Below are 26,849 nucleotides of genomic sequence, written 5' to 3'. Positions count from 1 at the left end.
CGAATGCTTTTGTCGGGCATCCATGATTTCAAATAGTTAAAAACTGGATTATGAACATTAAACTTCGTTTTCCCGCCCAGAAGCGTCGCGGGAATGACAGCGTTGGGAGTTTTGCAATTGGCTCTTTAGCATTTGTAATCGCAATGAGGTTATGAACCTCCCCTCCTTGACTGCTATCCCTGCCTCTACTTGAAGGCATGAACGGCCGCATTCACAGCTTTCGTCAGATGCCCCTTGGTTTCGTGAAACGCTTCTTTCCCCAGTTCATTCAACTCATCCACCTTTTCCTCAATTTCTCCGACCTTCACCTTCGTGGAGGCCTCTATGTACCGCAACTGTTCGACCGCCGCTTCATAGGCTTTGCAACTCTTTTTCAAGGCAGTCTCGTATTCCTTTTTTGCCTTTGCCAGCAATTCCTCTGTTTTTTCGTTAATATCATCCCGTGTTTCCCTACCGCTTTTGGGCGCATAGAGAATACCGACCACAGCGCCTATGACGCCCCCAATAAGAATGCCTTTTATAAATCCTTCGATCTGATTTGACATGATTTCTCCTCCTCTATTTCCATATATAATGAGGTAATTGCAAAACTCCCCATTTCTGTCATTCCCGCAACGATTCTGAGCGGGAATCTGGTTCTAACTGCTTGAAAAACCATATTCCCGATAGAGACATTCGGGAATGACAAATGGTTTTGCAATTGCCTCTAATGTTTGAATCCTATAATGTTGCCTCAAATCCGCCCCATCAGCAACAGGATGAGCACAATTAGAAGAACCAATCCGATTCCTCCGCTGGGATAGTACCCCCAGCTCTTACTGTGGGGCCATGTGGGTATTACGCCGACTAAGGCGAGTATCAAAATAACAATCAGTATCGCACCCATGGTTTTCCTCCATTTCTTTACGTTGATTCTCATGTTTTTTCGCGAACAAGGGCCGTCCGTAGTGAGCAATAAATTCAATTGCCATAATATCGCTCTTTTTATTCATTATTTGACGTATACTGCTGACAATTCCTGACAATTCGACGCTTTCTTTATATTCCAGATCGACTTTGTCCCGGATGCATCCATATTTTTTCTGTAAAAGCCCAAAAAGTTTTTCTCTTTTTCCATCGCTCTCGCCAAGATCATTACCGGTGAGTTTTCCCCACCTCTCTTTAACCCTCCCTTTGGTTTCCTTCCATTTGCCTTTCAGAATGTCTTCATTCATATTTATCCTCTTTTTGACTGAAGTTATCGCTTATTGTCGGATCACGTTCAAACGGCATCGCCAAAAGGGCGGTATATTGCGGCCTGTATTCGATCCGCTGAATACCGTTTCTGAGTGCCTGTCCGAAAAAACCTTCTATATGAGACTGAAGCTGCTGCCATTTCTGATCCGATTTCTGCTGATTCATAGCAATTATCTTCCTTTCCCAAGTGAGTCACTCACTAATACAAGATACCGGCAACTTTTTTAGGTAGTGCTGGATTCATATATTCAGCCGTTCTCTCCTCCTTGCACATTGAACCATCCGATTGGCTCGTAACTGTGAATGCAAATGGCCTGCCAATAGTCGAATCCAAATCATAATCTTTGATTCACCCTTTAATAACTGCTGGTTATGTGAATAGAAAATACATGTAGATGAGTAAGGCTTGACGCGTTTGGCCTCAATATTTGATGGAACCTCAGCATGTTGAGGGATGCTTAAATAAGGGTCTGCCGGCTTGATCTGACTCTTTTACATGAGCCAGCGTTTCTTCATGAGGCGATATGAAAAGAAAAAGGTTACTAACCCGACCAAAAGCAGATATATCCATTCTATGGATAGATTTGCCATGCTGCCGTCCTCCAGGAGAATTGATTTAATCGGCTCATAAAACTGGTAGGAAGGCAAAAAGGGAGCAACGGAAGTTAATTTTTGTGAAAAATCCGATAAGGCAGAAGGAAGCAGATGGGGCAGATAGAACATGACGCCTAAAGTTCTGGCGCTTGCCTGACTACGGCATAAAAAACCCAGCAATATCCCATAAGAGCTGAAACAGAAACTGCCAACCAAGATGAACGCAACATAGCTCAGGACATTTCCCGGATCAAATTTACCCAGCAGATGAAGGAATAGCACTGCTATTAATATTAAAATCATCCCTAAGAACAATTTCGCAATCAGCCACTCAATTTCGCGCATGGGAGTCTGCAATAGCGCCAGAAGTAATTTTTTTTCTTTTTCTTCAGCCACTTGCGCCGGCATGATAATGAAGCTCACTAATAAAACCAGCATGAGTATCCAGGTCGGCAGAGTTTGTTTTTGAATCTCACCGGCATGAAGAGGCCTAACATCAGAAATCCAGTTTACTGCTTTTCCCTCTGCTGCTTTCTGTAATGCCGAGAAACTCTCTACTATTGAAAGGGTCAGCAAAGACTCTTTTTTTAAAACTACAAGCAATAGACTGTTACGTTCTTTTTCAGATCTTAATAACAGGCCGTCTATCTTTTTTTCTTTTAACCATCTTTTGCCTTCCTCCTCATTGGCAACAGGAAAAATGGTAAAGACTTTATCGGCTGCTTTAATGGTTTGCAGAATTACCGGGGCAAACGTTTCCTGTTGAATGAGTCCAACATTGATCTTCTTGAAGACCGTATCGGCACTGTCAACAAGTTTCAAAGAGAGAAAAACAAAGAAGGGTATGAAAAGAATCAGATAGATCGTCTTATTCTTAAGGGCAATAGCCAAATCATTCAGAGTTAATGTAATAATATTTTTAATCAGCATCGATATAGCTTTTCATGAAGGTCTGATTGAAAATATGTTTGGGGTGAACCATCGAAGACCAAAGACCCTTGATGCAGCACAATTATGCGTGTTGCCAGGGTTTTTATCTCTTCAGGCCGATGAGAGGTAAAAATGATTGTTTTTCCGGAGGCATGAAAATCTTTTAGCAGCCTGTAAATCTCTTTTGTCATATCAAAATCTATTCCCGATGTAGGTTCATCAAAAAGAAGCACCGGAGGATCTGCCAAAAGGGCGCGCCCAATACTCACTCTTTGCCTTAGTCCCTTTGATAAAACATGTATCTTATTATTACGATATGGCAGCAAATTGAATTCCTTCATAATTTCTTCCATTCGTATAAAGGGGACTTGAAAAAGACGGGCAAATATCTTGAGATTGTAACCAACGGAAAAGAAATCGAAAAGATTAGGCGTTTCCGGGACAAAACCAACTTTCCGGACCACAGCCAATCTATTTGCCAAATTGATGCCGTCCACCAAAACTTCTCCGCTGTCGGGCAGGAGCCAACTGGCCAGCATTTTCAAAAGAGTGGATTTACCAGCTCCGTTGTGTCCGATAACGGCAATCAGCTCCCCTTTTTCTACCTCGAGGCTAACGGGGAGAAGCCCCCTTTTTTCACTATAAACCTTTGTAAGATTATGAATCTCAATCTGCATAAATATTGATTTGCATTCCGTCCTATGGTTTTCCTGGCCGGCAATGCAATAGCCGGGAATTTGATGTGGAAGGATGGCAACGTAAGACTCTATCAAACGTTGCCATCCCTTGGAAGGTTAACAGCACTGCAGGCCGTTACGTCAGGTATCTTGCGATGCCTTACGTCCGCTGCATTAAATAGACAATCGCAAATACTAAAGCAACCACAACTAAAATCCCAATGACTAATCCCATTTTTTGTCTCCCTTTCTTATGTCCGGTTTGCTAAATACATAATCACAAACACTAAAGCTACCACGACCAAAATTCCAATAACGAATTCCATTTTCTCCTCCTTTCCTTACGCTCCTATTGCACAATGATTTCAAAAAGAACCCTCATGTTGGCCTTTGCTGCTGGTGAGTACAGCTCTTTAGGCGCCGCTTCGTACATGCCCGGATTTGCCTCGCCATAGCCGATTGTGGAAAGCCTGTCCGGTGTAATGATGCCTTCGCTAATGAGGTATTCCTGGACGGCATTTGCCCTTCTTTCGCTTAACTTCTGGTTATATGCTTCCGTGCCGGAAGCAGAGGTATAACCGGCAACGCGGATTTTTGCGTTGGGATTGTCTTTCAGAAGCTGAATATTCCTTTGCAGAATCGTCTTCGCTTCCGGCTTAAGGGTTGACTTATCGAAATCAAAATGTACGTCCTCCAAAGCAAGGATAATGATCTTAGGCTCCGCCGTGGCCACCATAACCTTCTCCTCGACCTTCTCCTCGACCTTCGGCGCAGCCACAACAGCAGCGATCTTCTCCTCAACCTTCGGCTCGGCTGCAAGGATAATTACCTTCTCCGTCGGCTTTGCAACCAGTTCATGATAACGCAGGCAATTGCCGGCGATTACTTTTTCCACAAAGGCGGCCATGGCTGCCGGGGTTACCAGTTTATCGGCGTTTACGGTATAGCCGCCTTCAACGTTCTGCACGATCTGTTCTGAAAGTTCTTTCCCGTCGCGAGTGTATCCTACCTGAATGGCATAAACGCAGAGTTTGTCGCCGTATTCTGCATTCACTTTTGTTATGGCTTCCATGACAGCAGCGGGCCTGATGTCATCCATCCCTGGAATTTCCGAAAAATCACTGACAATGATGATGGCCGAATTACCCCCCCCCGACCTGAGATCACTGCCTGCCGCCGTAATCGCATTTGCCATAGGGGTTCTATGGTTGGGATTTTCGATAGAGCTTATTGCCTTCGTATAATCCTCTTTCACAAGTGACTTCATTCCATAAATCAGAGCCGTTTCTTCGCCCCAGAAGGTTCTGAGTCCGGCATTCAGCTTTATTTCCGGAATCGTCGCGATCATGTTTTTCGTAGCATTTTTCGCATGTACCAGGCGAGTAGCTCCGTTTACCATAGGTTTGCCGTGCAACTCATTCATGGAAGCAGATTTGTCAAAAAGAACAATGACATTGTCCGTTTTTTGAACTAATTGCCCGGATTGAATCTGCGGGTTAAGATTAACCGGCTTAAATGTCGCACAACCGGTAAACAGTAAGAAAACCATTAACAAAAAAACTAATCCATAACTGATTCTTCTCATAACAATATCTCCTTTTTTAGTTGTCAAAATTCATTTTATGGCGGCAAACGGCCTCCATAGATGCAAACCCCTTATTATTTTCGGTTAAACCCTTTATCACTCTAATCTCTTTTATCTTTCCTTGCTTTTTCAGGTTTTTCATTCCGCGGTTGAGATTGTTGTCGTTTGACGGCCTCTCGGGTCTGGGGCCGCGATTGTGGTTGTACCTCTCGATGTTGCGGCTCCGCTTTTCGGGGTTGCGGTTGCACTCTTGGCTTCTGTTGTCGCACCTCGCTTTTTTGTTGCCGGGAATTCTGTCGGGGATTCAACCCTTTGACACCCCAACTGTTTTGCTTTTCCCAATGTCTGTTCTTTTCCCAGTTGCGCCAGTTTTTTTGGACTTGTTCGTGGGGTATTCGTTCGTGGTCCCATTGATGCCCTTTCCAGCGACCCTCCCGATAGTCATTCCTCCAACCTGCCGGTATCCCGCGATAAAAAGAGGGAACATTTCGGTAGTAACCCCAACCAGAGTTATAGTTTCGCGAACGGTACCATCGTCCTTCCCAAGGACGCCACCACCAACCACCGTAGAAAAAAATATCCACGTCCAAATCAGGAACAGCATAGACATTCGTTTCTGGCAGCACGACCACCTCTGGCGGTGCGGCAAATACGATGAGCGGCGGCAGAGAAATGCTAATGCCTACATCCACCCTCGCCATCGTTGAAACAGGAAGTACAAGTGCCAACGCCATAAGAATCGTTACCCAAAATACTTTTTTCATTTTGTCGCCTCAATACCCATCACAGTTTTTCCCTCTATCAACCTCTTTTGTTTCCCATAGCCAAAAGCACGATTCCGCCCACAAGCGCGATGGCGCCGACAATGGGCGGCAGCGGAATCGTTTTACTTTTTTCAGCCGTCACCTGGATAGGGCCCAGATCGACGACTTTCTCTCTGGTTGTGTAGGTGATTCCCTGGTAGGCAAACGCTGCTATTCCCAGAACAATCAGGATGATCGCAAATATGTTTAGTGGTTTCATACAACCTCCCGTTTCCATTGCCGGCTATTCAAGCCGGCAATGGAAATACAAATTTTTCGAACTTGAACTCGGACTTGCCCCAATCCTCTTATTCCATGATGATTTCGAAGAGGACTCTCATGTTTGCCTTTGCCGCTGATGAGAAAAGCTCTTTAGGGGCTGCTTCAGGAACTGCGGGTTTTGTCTCGCCATAGCCGATTGTGGAAAGCCTGTCACTTGTAATGGCGCCTTCGCTAATGAGGTACTCCTCGACAGCCTTTGCCCTTCTTTCGCTTAACTTCTGGTTGTAAGCTTCACTGCCGGAAGCAGAGGTATAGCCTGCAATACGGACTTTTGCTTTGGGGTTGTCTTTCAGAAGCTGAATATTCCTTTGCAGGATCATCTTCGCTTCCGGCTTAAGTGTTGACTTGTCAAAATCGAAATGCACGTCCTCAAATGCAAGGACAATGACCTTCGGCTCCGCCGCGGCGACCATCACCTTCTCCTCGACCTTTGGCTCAGCCACAATGATCACCTTCTCCTCAACTTTTGGTTCCGGTGGAGGCGGCGGCGGCGGAACTGGTTTAGGCTCGGGCACGGGTTCGGGCACGGGTTCGGGCTTGGGTTCGGGCTTGGGTTCATACTTCGCAACCTGGACCGGTGCGGGCTTTGCCTTGCCGCCGAAAGCAAAAGTTACGCCCAGGGTAACTCCAACATTATGGTAGGTCGATTGCATGATCTCGGTAACCAGATAATCCTGGAGATCGACTCTGAGTGCGACACTGTCGTTAAGCCAGTATTTCGCGCCTACGCCAACATTAAAAGCAGCCATGTCCTTGGTCGATCTAGTATCCGGACGATAGTGGGTTCCTCCGAAACCGACCAGCGCAAAGGGGTTGAATTTACCCTCGGGCTTAAAGTGATAGACGAAATCGAGATGATAAAAAGTAAGGTCCACTTTCTCTATGGGACTGGTAAACTGCCCTTCCTTGGTCCATAGTAGGTTCTTGTCATCAACGCGACTATTTATGTATTCACCGACACCTTCAATGCCAAAATACTTCGTGAAATTGTAGCCCAGCCGTAGGCCAAATACGGGTCGATTTTCCAGATTCTGATTATCTTCGAAGAAATTGTACCCTCCGAACGGACCCACTTCAAATGATCCTTCCCTTATCTCGGAGCGAGCCGACAAGGGTAGGAGAAAAATAAACGCAGCTACCATAAGTGCTGCACGATACTTTGCTTTCATTGTATGTCCTCCTTTATATTGTTGCATCTTGCTGTTGCCCTTCCGGCTCTTGGAAAAAAACCGGAGGGGATCTGTGTGTCCAAAAAACGAAGCGTTTTCGAGAGGCAAAAGGGAGACAGGTGAATTATGGATCATAGTCTGTCTTCCCTTTTTGCCTGTTTTCTCGGCCAATACCTTATTCCTTACTTAGGTACGGTAATGATATTAGTGTCCGTTAACGTAATCGCGCCACTCACAAGACCGAGCGCTCCTGCCAACATTCTGCCCTCCACGTTGGCGTGGGCGAGAAGCGTGATAGCATGACCTGTCACTACGGTTCCCCGGAAGAAGGTGCCCGCCCCGATAGTCGCATTGTCCAATAGCCAAAAAACGTTTTTCGACTGGGCGCCATTTTGCAGGACAACACTACCAGTTGTCGAGGTCAAGCCAGAGGGACCAACTGCTGTTGACCGGATGATAAAGACTGCATCCGGATTGCCCCCCGCATCGAGCACGAGAGGACCTAAGGTATTACTGAGCCCATACGTGCCTGAAGTAGTAAAGATGCCCGGGCTGAGGATATACCCACTTAGGTCTGGTGCGGCTGCGGGAAAAGTACCGCCGCTGACCCCAGCCGCCGACGCCGGTGTCGTTAGCGCTGTCACTGGCGCTGCACGGCTAAAGAGGTCGTCATACACGGCTCTCAAGTCGAGTAGCAGCTGTGGCAGGGCAGCAATCTTAGCAGGAGTGCCATTATCCGCAGCGGTTATCAGCCCCGGGGTTGAGGGCACACTGTAACTGTCAGTCACGATAGATGAAGTTAGTAACGGCGCAACCCCGCCATCATTAGTTCCAGGTCCAGTTACAGATGCGATAGTACCACCAGGCCCGGGCTGAGTTAACGCGACATCTCCATAGATATGGCTTGGGCCAGCCGAGTTGGTGATCGCGTTGTAAGCTATAATCCCGTGAGGGGCAACCGTTTTAAGATCCGGGCCTGAGCCTGCGGATCCGGGGTTGGGGGCGGTTACGGTCAAGACGGCCGTCGCGGTCTGAAGACCGAAAGTGGCGGTGATCGTCGATTGACCTAAAGCCTTACCGGAAGCGAGGCCGGTGTTCAAACCGATTGTGGAAACGCCGGTGCCGACGAGATCAACTGATGTCCAGGTGGAGGCTATTGTCCTGTCGATGGTTGATCCATCGCTAAATATCTCAATCGCGTTAAATTGTTGGGTACCACCCGCGACCCCTATTGTGGCCGTTGCAGGCTTAACCGTAAATGACTTGGATGTTGCGGCGGTTACGGTCAAGGTGGCCGTCGTCGCGGTCTGGAGGCCGAAAACGGCCTTGATGGTCGATTGGCCGACAACATTGCCCGTAGCGAGGCCCGTGTTCAACCCGATTACGGCAACACCGATGGCGGGGGCGACATCAGTTGCAGACCAGGTGGAGGCCGCTGTACTGTCGATGGTTGTGCCATCGCTAAATGTCTCAATCGCCGTAAATTGTTGGGTGCCCGTAACCGGTATTGTGGCCAGGGCCGGCGTCACCACGAACGACGTGGATGTTGCGGCGGTCACGGTCATTACGGCTGTTGCAACCTTGAGGCCGAAAGTGGCAGTAATGGTGGATTGGCCGAGGACTTTAGCGGTAGCGACGCCGGTCGGCAAGATTGTGGCAACACCGGGGCCGCCGGAGAGATCCGGTGAAGTCCAGGTGGAGGCCGCTGTCCTGTCGATGGTTGTGCCATCGCTGAATGTCTCAATCGCCGTATACTTTTGAGTGCCCGTAATCGGTAATGAGACCAGGGCCGGTGTCACGACAAAGGACTTGGATGTTGCGGCGTTCACGGTCAAGGTCGCTGTCGTCGCGGTCTTGAGGCCGAAAATCGCCTTGATGGTCGATTGGCCGACAACATTGCCGGTAGCGAGGCCCGTGTTCGCCCCAACGGTGGCAACGCCGACGCCGGGGGCGACATCAGTCGCAGACCAGGTGGAAGCCGTTGTCCTGTCGAAGATTGACCCGTCGCTAAATGTCTCAATCGCCGCAAATTGCTGAGTACCCGTAACCGGTGTTGAGGCCAGGGCCGGTGTCACGACAAAGGACTTGGATGTTGCGGCGTTCACGGTCAATACGGCCGTCGTCGCCGTCTTGAGGCCGAAAACGGCCTTGATGGTCGATTGGCCGACAACATTGCCCGTAGCGAGGCCGGTGTTAGCGCCAATCGTGGCAACGCCGACGCCGACGAGATCTGTTGCAGACCAGGTGGAGGCCGCTGTCCTGTCGAAGGTTGTGCCATCGCTGAATGTCTCAATCGCCGTATACTGTTGAGTACCTGTAACCGGTATTGAGGCCAGCGTCGGCGTCACGACAAAGGATTTGGATGTTGCGGCGGTCACGGTCAAGTTGGCTGTCGCGACCTTGAGGCCGAAAGTGGCAGTGATGGTTGATTGGCCAACGGTCAAACCAGTAGCGAGACCCGTGTTCACCCCGACAGTGGCAACACCAACGCCGACGAGATCCGGTGAAGACCAAGTGGAGGCCGCTGTCCTGTCGATAGTGGTCCCATCGCTAAATGTCTCAATTGCCGTAAATTTTTGGGTGCCCGTGACCGGTATTGAAGCCAGAGCCGGTGTTACTACGAAGGACTTGGATGTTGCGGCAGTCACGGTCAATACGGCTGTCGTCGCAGTTTTGAGGCCAAAAATTGCCTTGATAGTCGATTGGCCCGCGGAATTGCCGGTTGCGATACCAGTATTCGCCCCAATGGTGGCAATGCCGACGCCGACGAGATCTGTTGCAGACCAAGTGGAGGCCACAGTCCTGTCGATGGTGGTCCCATCGCTGAATGTCTCAATTGCGATAAATTGTTGCGTACCGCTGATCGGCATAGAGGCTCTTCCAGGGGTCACCACGAATGACACCGATGTTGCGGCGGTCACCGTCAAAGTAGCGGTCGAGATTTTGGTGCCGAAAATCGCCTTGATGGTCGATTGGCCGACAACATTGCCGGTAGCGAGGCCCGTGTTCGCCCCTATCGTGGCAATGCCGACGCCGACGAGATCAGTTGCAGACCAGGTGGAACCCACTGTCCTGTCGATGGTTGTGCCATCGCTGAATGTCTCAATCGCCGTATACTGTTGGGTGCCCGTAACCGGTAGCGAGGCCCTTCCCGGCGTCACCACGAAGGACACCGATATTGCGGCGTTCACGGTCAAGGTTGCTGAGCCGGACATGCCGCCGAAAGCGGCAGAAATAATCGATGCGCCGGAAGCAACGCCGGTAGCGGAACCAGATGTGGAACTGACGGTGGCAACAGCGGGAGTGCCCGAAGTCCAGCTCGAGGACGCGGTCACGTCACGGGATGAACCATCACGATATGTCGCAGTTGCAATAAATTGTTGGGTACCCGTAACCGGTATTGCGGCCGTTAACGGCGTTACCGCTACGGAAACCACATCGGGTGGCAACCAATGTCCGGTTTCGAATGCTCCTCCGCCTCCTCCGCATCCCGTAATTAAAAAACCACTTAGAATTAAGATAAACAAAAGATACGTTCGTACAGCTTTAAATCTTCTCATAACCACTCCTCCTTTTCTGCTCAATGATGAGCACTTTCTTTATGTCGATTGCCGGCTGCCTTTGCCTCCGCCCGGGTACCATGAAGAAACCTTGCATCAGCAATACTGGCTTCTGGTTAAAGCCAGCCGCCATCCTCCCTACCGGAAAGGATACCCGTTTTCTACTTCACGACCATATTATTTCTTAATGCTTTTACCCCCTTGACGCCCATCGTGATTTTAACAGCCTGATCGATAGCCTTTTGGGAATTTACGAAGCCGCTCAGTTGAACGGTGCCCTTGTAAGTCTCTACACTGATCTGGAATGACTTGAGAAAATCATCTGCTGAAAGCAGCGATTTCACCTTGGTCGTGATGACCGAATCGTCAACATATTCGCCGGCACTTTCACGTGTGCGTGTCGATGCACAGGCGGCCAGGGTGACGATCATTGCGAGAAGCACTAAACAGTTGATAACGATATTTCTTTTTCTCATGGCGTTACTCCTTTCGGTAAATTGTTGATGAAATGATTGTTTGTGAGACCTTTTCCCCAGCTATAGTAAGCTTTGGCAAAACCTTTCTGTGCCTGCTTTTTAATTGCCTTTTCAAATATGTCTTCATCGCATATCCGGAATTATAGTCTCTGCAATCGTCTTTGATTTTGATCAGCAGAACAACGATGGCAAAAAACAACATTATATGAATAAAACCACCCATCGCATAACCGCTAACCATTCCCAGCATCCACAGAATGATCAGAACCACAGAAATCGTCCACAACATTCGCTCTCCTTTCCGATTGCTCACGGTTCCTTCCTGCCGACACACCCTGATATCCACCCTCAGATAGCCGTCAATCTATCCGGCCATGAACTCAGTCTACTTTATTTGTTTCTGCCTCTTCCACCCCTTGCGGCTGAAAGGCGATGTGGAACGTCCCTTCATACGGTTCCTTGAGAAGTCCCATCGCCCCCCGGAGCACCCGGAAATGATCCGACTTGAGGTGGTTCATAAGGTTCTTTTCGTTATCCCATCTTTCAATAAGAAAGAATTGATCTTCATCCCCGATACTCTGGCAGAAGTAGCAACGCTGGCAACCCTCCTCCTTCCTTATGTAATCGGACAAGGAAGCAATCGTCTGCGTCAATTCCATGCGCTTCTCAGAGAGTACCTTCATTTGTATAATTGCGAGAATCATGGGGATGTATTAGCAAAGGGCCTGCCAACAGCCGGGGGAAAATTAGAAACTTAAATTACTCTTTTAATAACAGGCGGTTTGATCAGCGAAAGAGGCTGGCGGATGAGTTTGAGATGCTGCATTTGACCTCAATATTTGGTGGAACCTCAAAATATTGAGGGACGTGTTGAGGGGACCTGGCGACGAACGTTCTGTGATGAAAGTTGACCATCAGATTCTCTGCCTCCGGTGTATAGAAAACCGGAAGCAGTGAAACCCGACTCGTCATACTATACCTCTACTTCCCCAAAACTTTCTTGACCTGACCGATCTTTTCCTGAACTATGCCGGCAATCTTCTCAACGTTTCCTTCATCTTCCAACTCAGGATTATCGCTCAGTTCCCCGGCTACCTTCTTGAGATTACCCTTTACCTTGTGAAACTTGCCTTCCGCCTGGTCCTTCGTGCTGGATTTCATGGCATTCCCCCTTAAGGATTTATGTTTGACTGCTTAAATATTCTGTTTAAGATGATAATCTCCCGACAATGGAATATTCCTTGACCACTCAGTGGAGCAGCCCGAGAATGCCAACTATAATGAGATAGATGGCAACGATATAGCTCAACAGTCTCGGGACAATGAGAATCAATATTCCCGCAAGTATGGAAACTATTGGCTGTGGCGATATAATCATTTGCATAGCATTCGGCCTCCTTTCTGAATTTAATGGAACCTTAACATATTGTGGGATTCATTTTGAAGAACTAGACCGCCTATTTGCCGGAACGTACCGGGAAGGCGCGGGAGTTGCTCAACCCGGAAGGGGGCCCCCAGCAGCGGTAGCCGCCGCCGCCGAAACGGAAGCAGGCAGCCCCGGATTCGCTTGTGTCGGAGGCCCACGTCCAATGACAGGTAAGGCGAATCAATTCTGTTAAATGAGTTTCATCTCCACAGACAGACTTATAACCTTCGTTCTTGTCGTACAAACCCGCCAGTTCATCCTGCGTCGGCATACGCCAATCTGTATATCCGCCGCCGCGATAATTCTCGCAATAGCTCATAGCGTCGCGCCAGGTGATATCAGCCCCATTGTCCTGCGCCGCCCACATCAAATCGCTCTTCCGATCAAGAACAGTCCCGTCATTATAGGCGATAAAGCGGCCGTCCTTGCCGATTGTCTTCCGGGGAATCAATCCTGCCGCCACGGCAGCGGCCTCCTCAGCTTTCGCTTCTTCCTGCTCTGCCGGCGTCTTGTTGATCGGGGCCCTTATCTCCCGTTTTCTTACCTGCTCCTGAGTTTTGTTTTTTGCAGATTTCTTAGTCGTCTCTTTTACAAGGACTTTGCTCTCGGCAAAAACTGGATATACAAAAATAAATGCGCTCAAAGTGAACATGCCGAGCAACAGCCCAAACCCTTTTTTTTTGATCATAACGACCTTAACCTCCTGCGATATAAACGGGAAATAAATTTCAATTTAGCATTCCTCTTTCTCTGGCTGGACTATTTTGAGCTTACCCCCGGGTAGCCTTGTTCTTTGAGTGTCAACAAGACTTCACTCGTACCGCCGGAAACCCGACGCGTTGCAAACCCCAAGTGACTGAAGATCCCGAGCATTTTCCCGTTTTCGGTGAGGACATCGGCCCGGACATCCTCAAGACCTCGCTCACGGGCTATCTCGATAAGCGTTTCGACAAGTTTATAACCGAGGCCTTTTCCCTGGAACCTGTCGTGAACAAGGACGGCCACTTCGCCGGACGTCAGGTCCTGGTTCATAATAAGTCTGGCAACCCCTATCATTATTTTCTTCCCGTTCTCCCGCAATTCCGCAACGATTGCCATGTGCCGGTCGTAGTCGATATTACAGAAAAGGATAAGTTCCTCATGTGATATCTCTTTGACAGCGGAGAAAAACCTGGCCCTCAATGTGTCTTCAGACAGCGAGGAGAGCATCTCATGCTCGGCGGGCTCATCTTCAGGTCTGATCGGCCTCAGAAGCACTACAGTCCCATCGGTCAATTGCCAGGGTTTGATGTACTTCGTGGGATAGGGAGTGATAATCAAGTGAGGATAGGGAGATCGGCCGGTTGTGGCATAATTCTTGTCAATAATGATTCGTGCGTCTAAGGCTGTGGCTTTACCGTTCGCTATGGCAAGAGGATTTATGTCTATTTCAGCTATTTCGGGAAAATCTACGATAAGATTGGAAAAATTGACAATTATTTCCTCGATTTCTTCAAAATCAGCCGGTGGTTTGCCCCTAAAACCCTGGAGCATTTTATAAACCTTCGTATCCTGTACCAACATCTTCGCCAATGTCCGATTGAGCGGCGGAAGCCCGATTGAAAAGTCTTTAATGAACTCGGCCGTCGTCCCTCCCATGCCAAAGAGGATAACAGAACCGAAATCCCTATCCTTCTTAGCCCCAAGAATGAGTTCGTAATCAACATCCGTGACCATCTTTTCTACAGCTACACCCCTTATGACTGCTTCCGGGGCGCGTCTCTTCACCCTTTGGAGCAACGTCTTATATGCTGCCTGCAGGGCGGCGCTGGAATCTATTCCCATGATGACGCCGCCCACATCGCTTTTGTGGGAAATGTCCGGCGAGACAACCTTGATGACGACCGGATAACCAATTTTATTCGCGATGGTTAACGCCGCTTCCGAATCCTGGGAAAGTTCGGTCGGCGTCACCGGGATATGGTAAGTCATGAGGAAATCCTTGGACTCTTCCTCGCCAAGAAGCGTTCTACCCTCCTTGAGAACCATCCTGAGCATCTCCTTCAAGTGCCGTTTCGACGGCGCTACCTGTCCTGGAGACTCGTCAGGGGTTTCATAGAGTTCATCGAGATGCCTTTTATACCTGCACATATTTACATAAGTTCTGACAGCCTCCTCAGGGGTGTCGTAGTTAGGGATGCCGTTTTCAACAAAAATGTTTCTCCCTTCTTTGACTTCCTTGCCGCCCATCCACGTGGCGATGACAGGCTTCCCGGCATTTTTCCCAATATCGGCTATCGTTTGCGCAAGCTTGGTTGAAGGGGCCGAGTCCAAAGGCACGTAAATAATGATCACTCCATCCACCATGGGATCGCCAAGACAGATAGTTATGGCTTTCGTAAACCTGTCAACGTTTGCGTCTCCCAGCACATCAACAGGGTTGGCTTTGCTCCAGTAGGGCGGCAAAAATGCATTGAGTTGATTCATGCTCTCGACGGAGAGATTTGCCAGTTCCCCACCGAGGTGAATCAGGGCATCGGTGGCCATCACGCCCGGCCCGCCGGCAGACGTTACGATGGCAAGCCTCGGACCAGCCGGCAACCTCGTCGAATCAAGAACCTGGGCAGCGCTGAAGAGTTCCGCTATTTCCCCGACCCTAACAACGCCTGCCCTCCTGAAGGCAGCTTCATATACCGCGTCGTCCCCTGCCATTGCGCCGGTGTGGGAATGGACCGCCCTTGCACTCTCTGCAAATCGCCCCGGCTTCAAAATAATGATGGGTTTGCGGCGGGCAAACGCCCGGGCCGCACTCATGAATTTTCTCGCGTTGCCCACACCCTCCATATAGATCAGGATGCTCTTTGTGGCCCCGTCATCTCCCAGAAAATCAATCATGTCGCCAAAGTCAACATCAATCATGGAGCCCAGTGACGCAAACAAGCTGAAGCCTATCCCGGCGCTTACCGCCCAATCGAGTATCGCGCTGCCGAGGGCGCCGCTCTGAGAGATGAAGGCTATATTTCCCGGGGGAGGGTTGCCCCTAAGAAAGGTCGCATTTATGCCTACGGCGGGTCTCACAAAACCGAGGCAGTTTGGTCCCATAATGCGCATCCCGTATTTTTTCCTGATCCGGTCGATTTCGCTTTCTAACTGTGTACCTTCGGCGCCGATCTCCTTGAACCCGGCGGAAATTATTACTACCCCCTCTACGCCTGCCTGGCCGCATTCTTCAACCACACCCGGCACTAAACGGGCAGGAGTTGCCACGACGGCCAGATCAACATGTTCAGGAACGCTCGCGATGGCGGGATAGCTCTCCAAGTCCAATACCTTGCTCACACGTGGGTTTATCGGAAATATCCTCCTCTCTTTTGATCGGAGCAGATTCTCCAGGATTGTCCGTCCGACCGCCCCTTCCTTCTCGGTTGCGCCGATCAGGGCTATTGTTTTGGGATCAAACATCACTTTTATGCGGCTCATTTTCTGTTTTCCTTATGTTATGCTTCCCTGACTTTCCTAATGCCGTTCTTCATGCCTTTGACCCCCATCATGTCCTCCCCCTCTGTCATGCCTTCCACCCCTGCCATCTTCATACCAATATGGCCAACATCCGCCAATAGACACAAGCATCAACACCAACGCCATTGCCAACACAACCATTCTCTTCATAACTGCCTCCTTTGATAAGGTGTTTCGCCGTATTTCAAACGGCGCTCCGGCTAATAACAGCATTAACGGGGCAAAAAATGGAAACATTCTATTTCTCATAACTTTCCACTTTCCGACTCAGCGACTGTCAGTACCGCGCCACTCGACAGCACCGAAGCCGGGGCTGCCCAGAAATGTATAAACAAGGCTGACGGTTCCCACGGTCTGGTGAGAGTCGGCCCGGTCGGTATAATGCGCATCTCGAAGGGACGCGTTGTACTGGATCCCCAAGGCGTGACGGCCGTAAACGCGCACGGTGCATCCCATGTTCAGACGACCGATGTCCTCCCTCCCTCCCGGGTCATCGCCACCCATGCCGCTCAAATAATACGCGCGTCCCGTTAAGTCGAACATGGCCCGGTCGCCAAGAATGAGACGTAGCGAGAGGAGCCCCTGCGGGGCGACTCCATAATGGTAGTCCCGTTGACCAACTTGGGCGACATTGCCGGCAGCGGCATAGCCGACGCCGCCGAGGACCGAGCCCTGGAGCGCTACCGCCTGCGAGAGCCACCATTGAAAGGTATTCCCGAGAGAGACGGAGGTGCTTGAAACGCGGAAGATATGCGGCGATATATAGTCATAGCCGCCATAGATACCCCATATCCCGCGATAGGAATCGCCGACCTCGTAGTCCGCTCCGAGGAGGAGTCCGCGGATCATGACGTTATCGAAAGGGTTGTCAACGTTGCCGAGGGTCTTAAATTCAAAATGGAAGTAGTCGAACGGACGTGAGTAACTATAGCCGGGTTTTCCCGGGAGCCCATAAGCCATGGAGAAATCCGCAGTCGCCTCATTGCGCCTGATCGTGCTCGAGACCCCTTGGTCGATCAAGTCCGACTTCAAACTTTCACCAAGCTGCAGGCGCCAGAAGGTCGCCGGATTATGACTCGGGAACACGGGTTTGAACCTCTCTCCAAAGGCAAGGCGATTGAAACCGGTGGATGGGGAGAGAACCGCTGCCCCCAGCTCACGCCAGAATCCTGGCTTGCTGCCCTCGCCCTCGAGCACCAGGCTGGCCATGCGAAAAAGCGCCTCCCCGAAAAAGCTCCCACCAATGCCGCTGGCAAACTGGTCATTGATGGAGGGGTTACTGGTCTCCCCACCTGTTTCCCAGAGAAAGCTCCCAACGTTAGTATAAAGCAGTGATTCCCAGTAGTTGAGTCCGGCAGAGCGCGCAAATCCATGGTACATTGATCCCTGATATGGATGCATGAACTGGTTCACGTTGAAGGCGTCCGTATCAACCCCCCAAGGCCCGTGAAGTACGTGGTCCCTAAAGGTTGACAGGTTCACGCTGTAGGTTTTTTCCCCTGACGGCTCTACGGAGTTGGGGTAGGCAAGCCGGTCGTACCCATTGAGTAGAAAGAGAAAGGCCGGGATTTCCAAGGCTGGGATGAGATAACTCTTGCCGGCGCCAGTATCCCAGGAAATGGCCTGTTTCGTCTCAGCGCGCCTTTCCGTTAACCAGCCCTTCTCGTCCATAGCGATATTTAGGGTACGGCTCGGAGTCTTCATAGCGGAAAGCTCATCCGCCTCCAATTCCTTCGTACTGTCATATCCGAATGTTGACGCCAGTGCGTAGTTATTCCCATAGTTTTTTTGGGCAAAGGCGTAGCTGCTGACAGAAATCATTATCCCCGCCAATAGTGCTACAAGCATCGCCGTACTTGTTTTTCCTGCGCGTTTCACGATTTCTCCCTTCTTTCCGTCCATTAAAGACAACGATTGGAAAAGGAACCAGATTGTATCCGTAACTCACTTAAATTACGCATACAATCTGGAAGCGCGAAGCACCGCGTTATAACCCTTTATAACTTCCGGGAATGAAGTAGGGGGCTTCGCTTTGCAAATCTCAAAAAAATAGAGATCGCCTACTTCACGGTCAGACTATTCTTTAGTGATTTTACCCCTTTGACGCTCCTTGTGATTTGCCCCGCTTTATCTACGGCTTTTTGAGAATTAACGAAGCCGCTCAGTTGCACGGTACCCTGGTAAGTTTCGACACTGATCTGAAATGACTTGAGAAAGTCATCATTAGCCAGCAGCGACTTCACCTTGGTCGTAATAACCGAATCGTCAACGAATTCACCTGCACTTTCATGTGTGCGTGTCGAGGCACAGGCGGTAAAGGTGACAATAAGCATCATAAGCACTAAACAGTAGGTAACGATCTTTCTTTTTTTCATAGTGGTTTCTCCTTTTTATGTTGTGATGAAATAGCTTATATGGATCCCGATACTACAACGGTTTCCGCCCTTGAATAACTCTGACCAGTACGACGATGATGGCAACTACCAACAGGATATGAATAAAAGAACCCATCGTATAGCCGCTCACCATTCCCAACAGCCAGAGAACTACGAGGATTACGGCAATTGTCCACAGCATTTGCTCCTCCTTTCTGTTTTCACAAGTTCGCTGCCGTCTATCGCAGCACCATCCCAAACGGCAACACCCATACAGTAAACCATTGGAATTCCCCCTTTGTTGACGAGACCATGATCGTAAACGGTTATTGCAAAGAGCCTGCCAATAACCTATAAAGGATCAGAACAGTTGATTAATAACTTGATATCAGGATGTTAGGTTAACCGGAAGTATCAACAGCGAAGAATGAAATGATTCTTTTGGCCTCAATATTTGGTGGAACATCTAAATATTGAGGGACAGCTTAGAGGCATGCGCCGGTTGGAGATTATTGTCGGCACCCATTTATTGATCTGAAACAGTGCATCTGAATGGGTCAACCATCCACAGGTTTGTCGGGCAGGTAATTATATGGTGATCTATGACTGTATTTTTTCTTGTTCCACTTCGTGTTCCTTCAGAGGCAGAACCTTAACAGTTTTTTCTTCCTCGGTTTGTATAATATGAACCGCGTAAGAAGCAGGCTTAATTTTTCCGCCATAACGTTCTGAATATACCTGGGTAAATTCTGCCCCGAAATACAGAATTGCCGATGTATAATAAACCCATGCCAGAATTACAATGAGGGAACCTGCTGCTCCGTACGCAGAACCCGGACCAACTTTTTCGATATAGAGCCCGATTAAAAACTTTCCTATAATAAATAACGTGACTGTGAAAAATGCGCCGATGCGAACATCACTCCAGCCTATTTCCACATCAGGTAAAAACTTGAAAATTACCGAAAAGAGGACCGCGATGATGATGAAGGTCAGCCCAACGTTAAAAATATTGATCACCACAATTGTCAGATCGGGAAAATACTTACTCAACTGCTCACTTAGGGCGAGGATTAATCCATTAATAATCAGGGATGCAATTAAAAGAAATCCAAGACTTATGACCATTGAAAAGGACAGAACCCGGTTCATCAGCATCTTTTTCCAACCCTTTTCAGATTTTGCTTTTACACGCCAGATATGGTTAAGAGAATCCTGTATTTCTATAAAGACACCCGTAGTTCCAATAAATAAAGTGATTACTCCCAAAATTACAGCAAAAGTAGAATCATTTTTGAGACTTATATTGCGGATAATCTCCTGTATCTGAAAAGCGGCCTGATTACCTACCAGACCATTGATTTCCTGAAATAAGTTTCTATTTATGGCATCTGCACCATAAAAAAGGCTCGCTATGGAAATAAGCATGATTAATAGAGGCGCCATTGCAAAAACCGTATAGTAAGCAAGTGCCGCACTCATTGTTAAGGCGCTGTCTTCGATAAAGGCATTAAAGGCTGCAATAATTAACTTGCCGCCATTTTTTGCCACCTTTAAAGTTTCTTTCACCTTCATTTGCACGGTAAGTCCTCAATTAGCAGCAAGCTTTGCAATGTCATGATATCGGGCTGCTCACGTCAACGTCAGCCCCCGGCCCGGGTTCGAAACGTCAGGTAGCCGATGATGATGATGAGAACCGCCAGAAGTACGAGCCGCGCCATCCCCATCAAGCTCGTGTGGGCGACGTGTCGCGTACCATTCGGCTTGATACCGGTGACGGCCACAATGACGGTGATGATTACTGCCAGACCAAGCCATCCTAACCAACTCATCTTGTTTACTCCTGCATCAGCCCAAGAAAAGGATTCCGAGTCGCGCCAATGGCGCCCCCGAGAACATTACACTTTACAAAAACTTCGATCTGATTTGATATAGTTTGGACTCTCTGTGTTAGTGCATTAGTCTGTAAACCCTGCCAAAAAACAGGGAATTTTCTTGGCAGGGGTACAGGCCGTCATCAAATGCGGTTTTAGGAACATTTCTAATGACCGTCATTTTTGCGTATGCTGGGTTGCGAGCTTATTGCCCGCGTTAGTTATCTTGCCTTTTTCTACCAAGTATCGCCAATAAAAGGCCGTGCGGGATCACTTTTTGTAGAGCGCCTTGGCGTCCGCAATGCAACTGTCTTTTTCAGCCCCGGCCAGCGCTTCGCACTTTTCCTTGGCAACTGCGTACTCGGCTTCGCGTTTGTCCTCGGCTGCATCCTTGCGCGCCTCGCCCACTTTCTTGCTGGCTTTCGCATCCGCATTGGCCGACTTCATCGCGGCCTTTGCTTCTTTGACGCAGACATCTTTGAGGTTGTCGCCCTTGTCGTCACACTTTTCAATGGCAACTTTGTAATCGGCTTCCACTTTTTCTTCCCTTACCTTGCGGCGCGCCTTGGCGCTGGGCTTGTAATTCGCTTCGAGTTCCGCCTTGGCAACTTTCTCCTTGCCGGTGGCCTCTGCCATGCAAATATCCTTGGCATTGCCGGACATTGATTTGCAGTTGTCTTTATCAAACTTGTACGTTGCCGCTATCCTGGCCTTTTGCTCATTGTACCCGTTTTTGGACATATTCTCCGCGCTGGCGCCGCTGCTGAGAGCAAGACCGACGGCAAGGGTAATAGCAAACATTTTGTTCATTTCATGCCTCCTTTGGTTAGTGGTTGAAAAATCGATTCGCGCACGTCCCCCGCCTGCCGTGCGTCACAGAGGCTTTCGCCCTCTAATAACTCTGATGGGTATCACCCCAGCTCCCGGGTAAGATGGTCATAATCATGAGCATGTAATAGCAAATGGCCGGCCATTAGCCGAAGAAAAATTACAACATTTATTATTCCTTTATAAACATGTAGTTCTACTAATAGTAAGGGACAGTAGAAAAGCATGAAATGATTAGTTCGACCTCAATATTTGGTGGAACCTCAGCATATTGAGGGATAATTTTCTTCCCGCGGTAAGCGCCGCCGATTCCCCTTTGGTTTTACCCGCTCACCGCTTACCTGCTCCGGTTACCTCTTTATCAAAACTGGGAAGAATCGCTTTGAAAAATGCGTTTTTGATGAGCTCGACGACGATCTGCCAGGTGCTGGTTTCCGGGTTTTTCAACGAGCCCGTGATATTTGCCTTGGTGGCAACCTCTTGGCGCGACCTGTTTTCAAGCAGTTTGGCGACCCCGCCGACCAGCATCTCGTACGCTTGATGGAAGACGCCTTGCCCCTTATCCTTGCGCCTGTCATAGACCTTTATATCTTTGAAGAACGGTTTGATATAGCCGGAAATGGCGTTATTTTTGACGTGCACCTCTGAGGTAAGGGAAAAGGCCCCGGCGGAAACATCAAAATTCCCGTAGGCGCGCAGCAAGTCGTTCATCGCCGTCAACTTGGTATTCTCGATTTTTACATAGAGATCGAAATCAGATCCCCCTTTCTCCGGCCGGAAACTCCCGGATGCAGTCGTGATGCCGCTTCCCATGAATTTCGCCTTCAGTCGCATTTGCGCAGGTCCCTGAGAAAACTGATTGGAAAAGTTGCTCATCTGCAAATCGGTATCGGCAAGAAATGCGCGGTACGGTTTGCGCGCCGCCTCATTCACCATACCGAGGTTGCACCCCGTAAGATCCAACTGATCGGCGCGTATCAAAATCCCGGGCTTGTTGGTGAGCTCCTTGGCGGTCTTTTCCACTATGGCCGCACGTTTTTTTTCGGCGCCGGCGGTGCGTTGCGAATGGATATAGTTGAGTGTCATCCCCTGGATCGTCAGGTATTCCAGGTGGGCGCTTTTCACATTTGGCGCATACTCGGCGTCGCCGGCGGCCCTAAGCACTCCGCCATGTATGGAAAGGTTCGAGCGGGCAGCCATCGTATTGAAATAATCGAGCGGAACCTTTTCCAACTTGAGGCGGCCCTTTATGCCGGGATACGGCTCGGAGAGGAAATTTGCGTCGCCATCGATACTGCCGTGCCCGGTGTCAAAGATTGACGTATCAAGATGGAACGAGGAGGGATAGACTTGGTCTGGAAGGCGGACGTTGCGGATATTGGTCGCCTGGAGGTTCAGATGGCTCAGGGCGAGCGGTCTTTTCGGATCCTGGTCGATATAGGTGATGTTGGCGTCCCTGATTTTCACGGTGTTTATTTTTAGCGGGTAGATGTCCTCCACCGCCTTTTGCCAGCCAATCTCCTTCAGCGGGACCTTACTGGCCGCCTCGTTGCGCAGTTGCAGCAGGTTGATGTTGATTTTCGGCTGGTCCAGCCTTAATTCGGCGACAAGCCTTCCCGAGAGGATCTCCCGCCAGTGGATGCTGGCCTTGAGAATGGGGAAATAGGCAATAGGAGGATTAGGATGCGCCTGCTGCAAGACGGTCAATCCTTTCAAGGTCAAGGAAAGGCCTATCAACTGGACATGCAACCCCGGCAACCGAACCGAATACCCTTTCAAATCACGGTTAATTTTTTCTTCCGTGATGCGGCGCAGAGGTTCATCAAGGAAAAAAGATGCGCTATAGAGAACAAGGACAAGGATGGCAGGGATACCGATGCCCCAGCGAAACGATCTGGAATACAACAGTTTTTTTAACAAAGACTTCTCTTTTCTGTTCTCCGCCATGAGTCTCTCCAGAGTCTGCGGGCTTTATTGTCGTACTCATTACTGCGTCAGCGAATATTTTTTGAAACAGAGCCGCCTCAGGTGCACCCACGCAGAATAAACAGCACCACTAAAATCGGGACCGGGATTCCCAGGAGCCAAAGTAAAATCCATCCCACTTTCCCTGCTTCTGTTTTACGCATAGCGATCCTCCACTTCTTTCAGACTTGAACGCACCAGTCTTTTATGCCCATAGTTCACCTCATCTCTCTCTCACTACTTCCCCAAAACCTTTTTGACCTGACCGATCTTTTCCTGAACTTGGCCGGCTATCTTTTCATCGATACCTTCAGCTTCCAATTCAGGATTATCGTTAAGTTTCCCGGCGGTCTCCTTGACCTTACCCTTCACTTCGTGAAACTTTCCTTCGGCCTTGTCCCTAATGCTCGATTTCATGGTATTCCTCCTTTATGACTTCAATTTAACTACTGGGCTGGCATCCCTTCTCCATCCTTATGGAACCGGACAGTGAAGCAATCGTCTGTGTTAACTCCATACGCTTCTCAGAAAGGACCTTCATTCGTATGATGACCAGGTTCTACAGGTAGTAACTGCAAGTGGCTTGCCAACAAGCGAAAGAACATCAGAAGTTTAAAATCGTCCTTTAATAACAGTAGATTAGATTAACCGGAGAGAACAGCAGAAAAGTATGAAATGATTCGTTTGGCCTCAATATTTGGTGAAACCTCAATATATTGAGGGGTACTTTGACTAATTTTTTCGTAATCAGTTCAACCGATATTTCCGTGTAGCTAAGAATTTACTCTTTCGCGCAACAATCATGCCCCTTGAACGAGCCGCCGTCACTGCCCGATTATCCGCCACCCTGCCCGGTCGCCAACCCATAGAAAAGCAGTGCTGAAGCACCGAACATGACTATGGCTGCCACGACTAAGCCTAAATTGGTGATCAATCCCAGTTTGTTCCTACCCACTATTCTGCGACTGTTGCCTATCACTACAAGCAATACGACCAGGACCGGAGACAGCACACCTTGCAGCACATTTGCCCAGAACATGAGGTGTACCGGATCGAGACCAATCATTGCAAGGAGCAGACTCACAACAAGCCCCACCGTCAAGATCAGATAAAAACCCTCGTTTTGCCAGGGTTTCTTCGATAAACCGGACGGCCAGCCTATAGTGCCGGCTACGCCGTAAGATGCGCTGGCCAGCAACACCGGGATGGCGATGAGACCGGCTCCAATCAGACCAAAGGCAAACAGATACTTGGCGAAGGGACCAACCAGCGGCTCCAAGGCACGTGCTGCATCGAGTGCTGTATGGATGTGCTGGTGCTTGGTGAACAATGTAGCTGCGGTAGAGATTATAATAAAGTACGCGATTAGGTTGCCACTGATCACGCCGGCAGCAATGTCTATGGCGGCGAGCCGGAACTTGCGATTGGTTGAACCGGAGCGTTTTTCTTCTTTTTCTCCCTGTACTTGCCAGAAGATCGTGTAGGGAGAGATAGTCGCGCCCAACAGTGCAACTGCTGTGCTGATGCTGGCAAAGCCGAAGTCCACGTGCGGTACAAATGTATTGGTTAGCACTGCACCCCAATCCGGCTTCGAAAAGAAGGCGGTGATTATGTAGGCCACGAAAACCATGCTCATCGCCAGGAAGATCTTTTTGATTGCGTCAAAGTTCTGGTATACCGTGATATACCACAGGGCGAGGGCAACCGGCGCCGCGAACCATGCCCACCGCAAACCCGTTATCAATTCGAGACCAGTGCTGATAGCTACCAGATCAGCTGCGATCAAGGCAATATTCGCAACAATCAGGAGCAAGGCAGCGGGCACTGCCACTTTTCTTCCGTACTGATCACGAAGTATTTCTGCCAGACCTTTTTGTTGGACGCGACCTATCTTGGCGCACGCGAATTGAACGGCTTGAAGCAATGGAGTAGAAAGAAGCATCAGCCAGAGATGGCCGTAACCGTTCTGGGCGCCATCCAACGAGTATGAGGCGACGGCAGAAGCGTCGTTGCCTGCCATCCCGGACAAAAGGCCCGGGCCTAACACTTGGGTTATGTTGACCTTATCGTCATCGCCTGCAGCAGTATCTGAACTCTCTTCTTTTTCGCTGGTTTTCCTCCTCTCGTTGGTCTCACCCGTTTCCAAGGTACCATGCAGCATGTCTGTCTCTCTTGCCTTCTCTTCAAGTCTGCGTAGGCCAACGTCCGTTGGCAGAGCTTTCCCCGTTAAGTCGAGTAGGTCGTCCCCGTACTTTGGCTTGATCAGGTCTTCGGGAGGAAACGCCTCCGGCCCAACCGCCGCGAGCGCCTCAACTTCATTTTCGCTGGCTGAGATAATAACTTTACTTGGCGGGCTGGTTGACTCGTCACCGCCGGTTTCTTGCGTAACGGACTGTATCCGCTCGACGGGAATCTCAAGCTGTTTCCTAAAGATAGTACCCTTCTCGGCAACTATCTTCTCGACATTGCCAGCCTGATCATGAACTATCTCAGTTACCATCGCTGCGCTTATATCGTCTTGTCCGAGATCACCTCCATCGGCTTCTACGACCATGCCGACCTCAATTTTCCTGGCCTCTTCCTGAGCACCTTGACCGGCCTGGTTAGCCTGCTTCGCCCCACCATCTCGTTCCGGTTTAGCTTCAGAAGATTGCTTATCACTCATTCCGAAAACCCTTTTTTGGCAATCACGTCGGCCCATCCCCAGGGTTTTGATATCAGCTTTCAACGGAACTCTCCATCAAGTACGTGCAAATCACGCTGCTCCTGGATGATGAACACATGATTGGGGTGGATGAGTAATTTTTCCGTGATCAGTTCAACTGGCATCTCTTTCCTGTTCACAGTTACCGTGCTCTTGAGCGGTGCGGCCTTCCGTGTCAAAATCGAATAACTCGGCAGGAGGTTCCGCCTCGGTCCTATTGTCGAGCACTACTCGGCAAAGTGCTGTCGAACTTTCGCCGCGATCTGACGATCCGTCATCCTGTCAACTGTTTCAACACCTACAACGCGTCCAACGTGGCTACTTTCTTCGATACGTTCTTTCAGTTCATCCTTAGCCTCACCAGGACCAAAGATCAGAATAGATTCTGCATCACGAATAGATGCAATTACCGCATCGTAGTAAATGTTGAGATGACCGGTAAACTTTTTCTGGCGGCTATCATCTGCCGGTATTTGAAGTGTTTCATGGGAACCCTTAAGAGGTGAATCACCAGAACGTCGGAGCTGTTTTTCAACCTTCGATTTTATCAGTTCTATCTCTTCCCCTTTGCCCGTAACAGCCACGATAACTGCCTTCCTATGGTCAATCCACAAACCCACTTTTGTTTCCATCGATTTCTCCTTTCTCTACTATTTCCGCCGTTGCCAGCGCGAGCAGCGTCTGAAACTCCGCCCTGAAATGCGCCTAACTGCGGCGGTCTTCGCTGGCGTTGGACATGATTTCACTCCTTCTGGTCGTGGCCGTCGGGATCTCCTCCTTTCAGGGGGTAAATATAGAAAAGAGAAGGCCCCACGGCAGCGGTGGTTATGCCAATGTTCGCACGGACTTTTCCCGCTTCCATTGGCG

28 protein-coding genes are annotated in these 26,849 nt (G+C 49.4%); all 28 read right to left on the bottom strand.

Translation table 11 applies throughout. The features are described from left to right. Positions 1 to 185: 185 nt before the first annotated feature. Positions 186 to 545, bottom strand: a complete 360-nt coding sequence (locus M0P74_16085; GenBank protein ID MCK9365108.1) for a YtxH domain-containing protein — start codon at positions 543 to 545, stop codon at positions 186 to 188. 188 nt (positions 546 to 733) lie between these two features. Continuing rightward, the gene (locus tag M0P74_16080; GenBank protein MCK9365107.1) at positions 734 to 886 is read right to left on the bottom strand and encodes a DUF3309 domain-containing protein; all 153 of its coding nucleotides are present in this window, start codon (positions 884 to 886) and stop codon (positions 734 to 736) included. Further along, complete coding sequence (locus tag M0P74_16075; GenBank protein MCK9365106.1) at positions 816 to 1,214, bottom strand: CsbD family protein; 399 nt, start codon at positions 1,212 to 1,214, stop codon at positions 816 to 818. Before M0P74_16075 ends, M0P74_16080 begins: the two co-directional genes overlap by 71 nt. Next, the gene (locus M0P74_16070; GenBank protein MCK9365105.1) at positions 1,207 to 1,401 is read right to left on the bottom strand and encodes a hypothetical protein; all 195 of its coding nucleotides are present in this window, start codon (positions 1,399 to 1,401) and stop codon (positions 1,207 to 1,209) included. Before M0P74_16070 ends, M0P74_16075 begins: the two co-directional genes overlap by 8 nt. A 327-nt stretch (positions 1,402 to 1,728) precedes the next feature. Then, positions 1,729 to 2,760, bottom strand: a complete 1,032-nt coding sequence (locus tag M0P74_16065) for an ABC transporter permease (protein ID MCK9365104.1) — start codon at positions 2,758 to 2,760, stop codon at positions 1,729 to 1,731. Further along, the gene (locus M0P74_16060) at positions 2,754 to 3,437 is read right to left on the bottom strand and encodes an ABC transporter ATP-binding protein (GenBank protein MCK9365103.1); all 684 of its coding nucleotides are present in this window, start codon (positions 3,435 to 3,437) and stop codon (positions 2,754 to 2,756) included. The genes M0P74_16065 and M0P74_16060 overlap by 7 nt, the downstream gene beginning before the upstream one ends. A 349-nt stretch (positions 3,438 to 3,786) precedes the next feature. Continuing rightward, entirely contained in the window at positions 3,787 to 5,022 is a 1,236-nt protein-coding gene (locus M0P74_16055) for an OmpA family protein (GenBank protein ID MCK9365102.1), read from the bottom strand. Between the two features lie 101 nt (positions 5,023 to 5,123). Next, on the bottom strand, positions 5,124 to 5,786 hold the full coding sequence (locus tag M0P74_16050; GenBank protein MCK9365101.1) for a hypothetical protein: 663 nt from the start codon (positions 5,784 to 5,786) through the stop codon (positions 5,124 to 5,126). A 37-nt stretch (positions 5,787 to 5,823) separates the two neighbouring features. Next, positions 5,824 to 6,045, bottom strand: a complete 222-nt coding sequence (locus M0P74_16045; protein MCK9365100.1) for a hypothetical protein — start codon at positions 6,043 to 6,045, stop codon at positions 5,824 to 5,826. A gap of 88 nt (positions 6,046 to 6,133) precedes the next feature. Continuing rightward, a complete protein-coding gene (locus M0P74_16040; protein ID MCK9365099.1) occupies positions 6,134 to 7,276 on the bottom strand; it encodes an OmpA family protein in 1,143 nt (380 codons plus the stop codon). A gap of 182 nt (positions 7,277 to 7,458) precedes the next feature. Next, a complete protein-coding gene (locus M0P74_16035; protein MCK9365098.1) occupies positions 7,459 to 10,836 on the bottom strand; it encodes an Ig-like domain-containing protein in 3,378 nt (1,125 codons plus the stop codon). A 161-nt stretch (positions 10,837 to 10,997) separates the two neighbouring features. Continuing rightward, entirely contained in the window at positions 10,998 to 11,312 is a 315-nt protein-coding gene (locus M0P74_16030; GenBank protein ID MCK9365097.1) for a BON domain-containing protein, read from the bottom strand. Positions 11,313 to 11,316: 4 nt separating this feature from the next. Next, entirely contained in the window at positions 11,317 to 11,601 is a 285-nt protein-coding gene (locus M0P74_16025; protein MCK9365096.1) for a lmo0937 family membrane protein, read from the bottom strand. Between the two features lie 91 nt (positions 11,602 to 11,692). Continuing rightward, the gene (locus tag M0P74_16020; protein ID MCK9365095.1) at positions 11,693 to 11,971 is read right to left on the bottom strand and encodes an antibiotic biosynthesis monooxygenase; all 279 of its coding nucleotides are present in this window, start codon (positions 11,969 to 11,971) and stop codon (positions 11,693 to 11,695) included. A gap of 322 nt (positions 11,972 to 12,293) precedes the next feature. Then, positions 12,294 to 12,473, bottom strand: coding sequence for a CsbD family protein (locus M0P74_16015; GenBank protein ID MCK9365094.1), 180 nt, complete (start codon positions 12,471 to 12,473; stop codon positions 12,294 to 12,296). Between the two features lie 88 nt (positions 12,474 to 12,561). After that, positions 12,562 to 12,696, bottom strand: coding sequence for a DUF3096 domain-containing protein (locus tag M0P74_16010; protein MCK9365093.1), 135 nt, complete (start codon positions 12,694 to 12,696; stop codon positions 12,562 to 12,564). Positions 12,697 to 12,769: 73 nt separating this feature from the next. Continuing rightward, entirely contained in the window at positions 12,770 to 13,426 is a 657-nt protein-coding gene (locus tag M0P74_16005) for a DUF1566 domain-containing protein (GenBank protein ID MCK9365092.1), read from the bottom strand. A 71-nt stretch (positions 13,427 to 13,497) separates the two neighbouring features. Beyond that, positions 13,498 to 16,197 carry a bifunctional acetate--CoA ligase family protein/GNAT family N-acetyltransferase gene (locus M0P74_16000; protein ID MCK9365091.1) on the bottom strand — a complete coding sequence of 900 codons (2,700 nt, stop codon included), beginning with the start codon at positions 16,195 to 16,197 and terminating at the stop codon, positions 13,498 to 13,500. A gap of 306 nt (positions 16,198 to 16,503) precedes the next feature. Next, on the bottom strand, positions 16,504 to 18,114 hold the full coding sequence (locus M0P74_15995; GenBank protein MCK9365090.1) for a DUF3943 domain-containing protein: 1,611 nt from the start codon (positions 18,112 to 18,114) through the stop codon (positions 16,504 to 16,506). Between the two features lie 182 nt (positions 18,115 to 18,296). Beyond that, on the bottom strand, positions 18,297 to 18,611 hold the full coding sequence (locus M0P74_15990; protein ID MCK9365089.1) for a BON domain-containing protein: 315 nt from the start codon (positions 18,609 to 18,611) through the stop codon (positions 18,297 to 18,299). 52 nt (positions 18,612 to 18,663) lie between these two features. Then, positions 18,664 to 18,813, bottom strand: coding sequence for a lmo0937 family membrane protein (locus M0P74_15985; GenBank protein MCK9365088.1), 150 nt, complete (start codon positions 18,811 to 18,813; stop codon positions 18,664 to 18,666). 398 nt (positions 18,814 to 19,211) lie between these two features. Then, complete coding sequence (locus M0P74_15980; protein ID MCK9365087.1) at positions 19,212 to 20,186, bottom strand: YihY/virulence factor BrkB family protein; 975 nt, start codon at positions 20,184 to 20,186, stop codon at positions 19,212 to 19,214. A gap of 68 nt (positions 20,187 to 20,254) precedes the next feature. Then, a complete protein-coding gene (locus M0P74_15975; protein MCK9365086.1) occupies positions 20,255 to 20,443 on the bottom strand; it encodes a hypothetical protein in 189 nt (62 codons plus the stop codon). Between the two features lie 312 nt (positions 20,444 to 20,755). After that, positions 20,756 to 21,295: a hypothetical protein gene (locus M0P74_15970; GenBank protein MCK9365085.1), complete on the bottom strand. Its 540-nt coding sequence runs from the start codon at positions 21,293 to 21,295 to the stop codon at positions 20,756 to 20,758. Between the two features lie 348 nt (positions 21,296 to 21,643). Continuing rightward, positions 21,644 to 23,260 (bottom strand): DUF748 domain-containing protein, encoded by a 1,617-nt coding sequence (locus tag M0P74_15965; protein ID MCK9365084.1) that lies wholly within the window; start codon positions 23,258 to 23,260, stop codon positions 21,644 to 21,646. A 255-nt stretch (positions 23,261 to 23,515) separates the two neighbouring features. After that, the gene (locus tag M0P74_15960; GenBank protein ID MCK9365083.1) at positions 23,516 to 23,695 is read right to left on the bottom strand and encodes a CsbD family protein; all 180 of its coding nucleotides are present in this window, start codon (positions 23,693 to 23,695) and stop codon (positions 23,516 to 23,518) included. A 418-nt stretch (positions 23,696 to 24,113) separates the two neighbouring features. Next, entirely contained in the window at positions 24,114 to 26,006 is a 1,893-nt protein-coding gene (locus tag M0P74_15955; protein MCK9365082.1) for a divalent metal cation transporter, read from the bottom strand. 203 nt (positions 26,007 to 26,209) lie between these two features. Continuing rightward, complete coding sequence (locus tag M0P74_15950; GenBank protein MCK9365081.1) at positions 26,210 to 26,614, bottom strand: hypothetical protein; 405 nt, start codon at positions 26,612 to 26,614, stop codon at positions 26,210 to 26,212. Positions 26,615 to 26,849: the final 235 nt, after the last annotated feature.

The organism is Syntrophales bacterium (genome assembly GCA_023229765.1).
Classification (GTDB): domain Bacteria; phylum Desulfobacterota; class Syntrophia; order Syntrophales; family UBA5619; genus DYTH01.
Note: the sequence above shows the minus strand (reverse complement) of the source record. Positions and strands in the feature narration are given on the sequence as shown.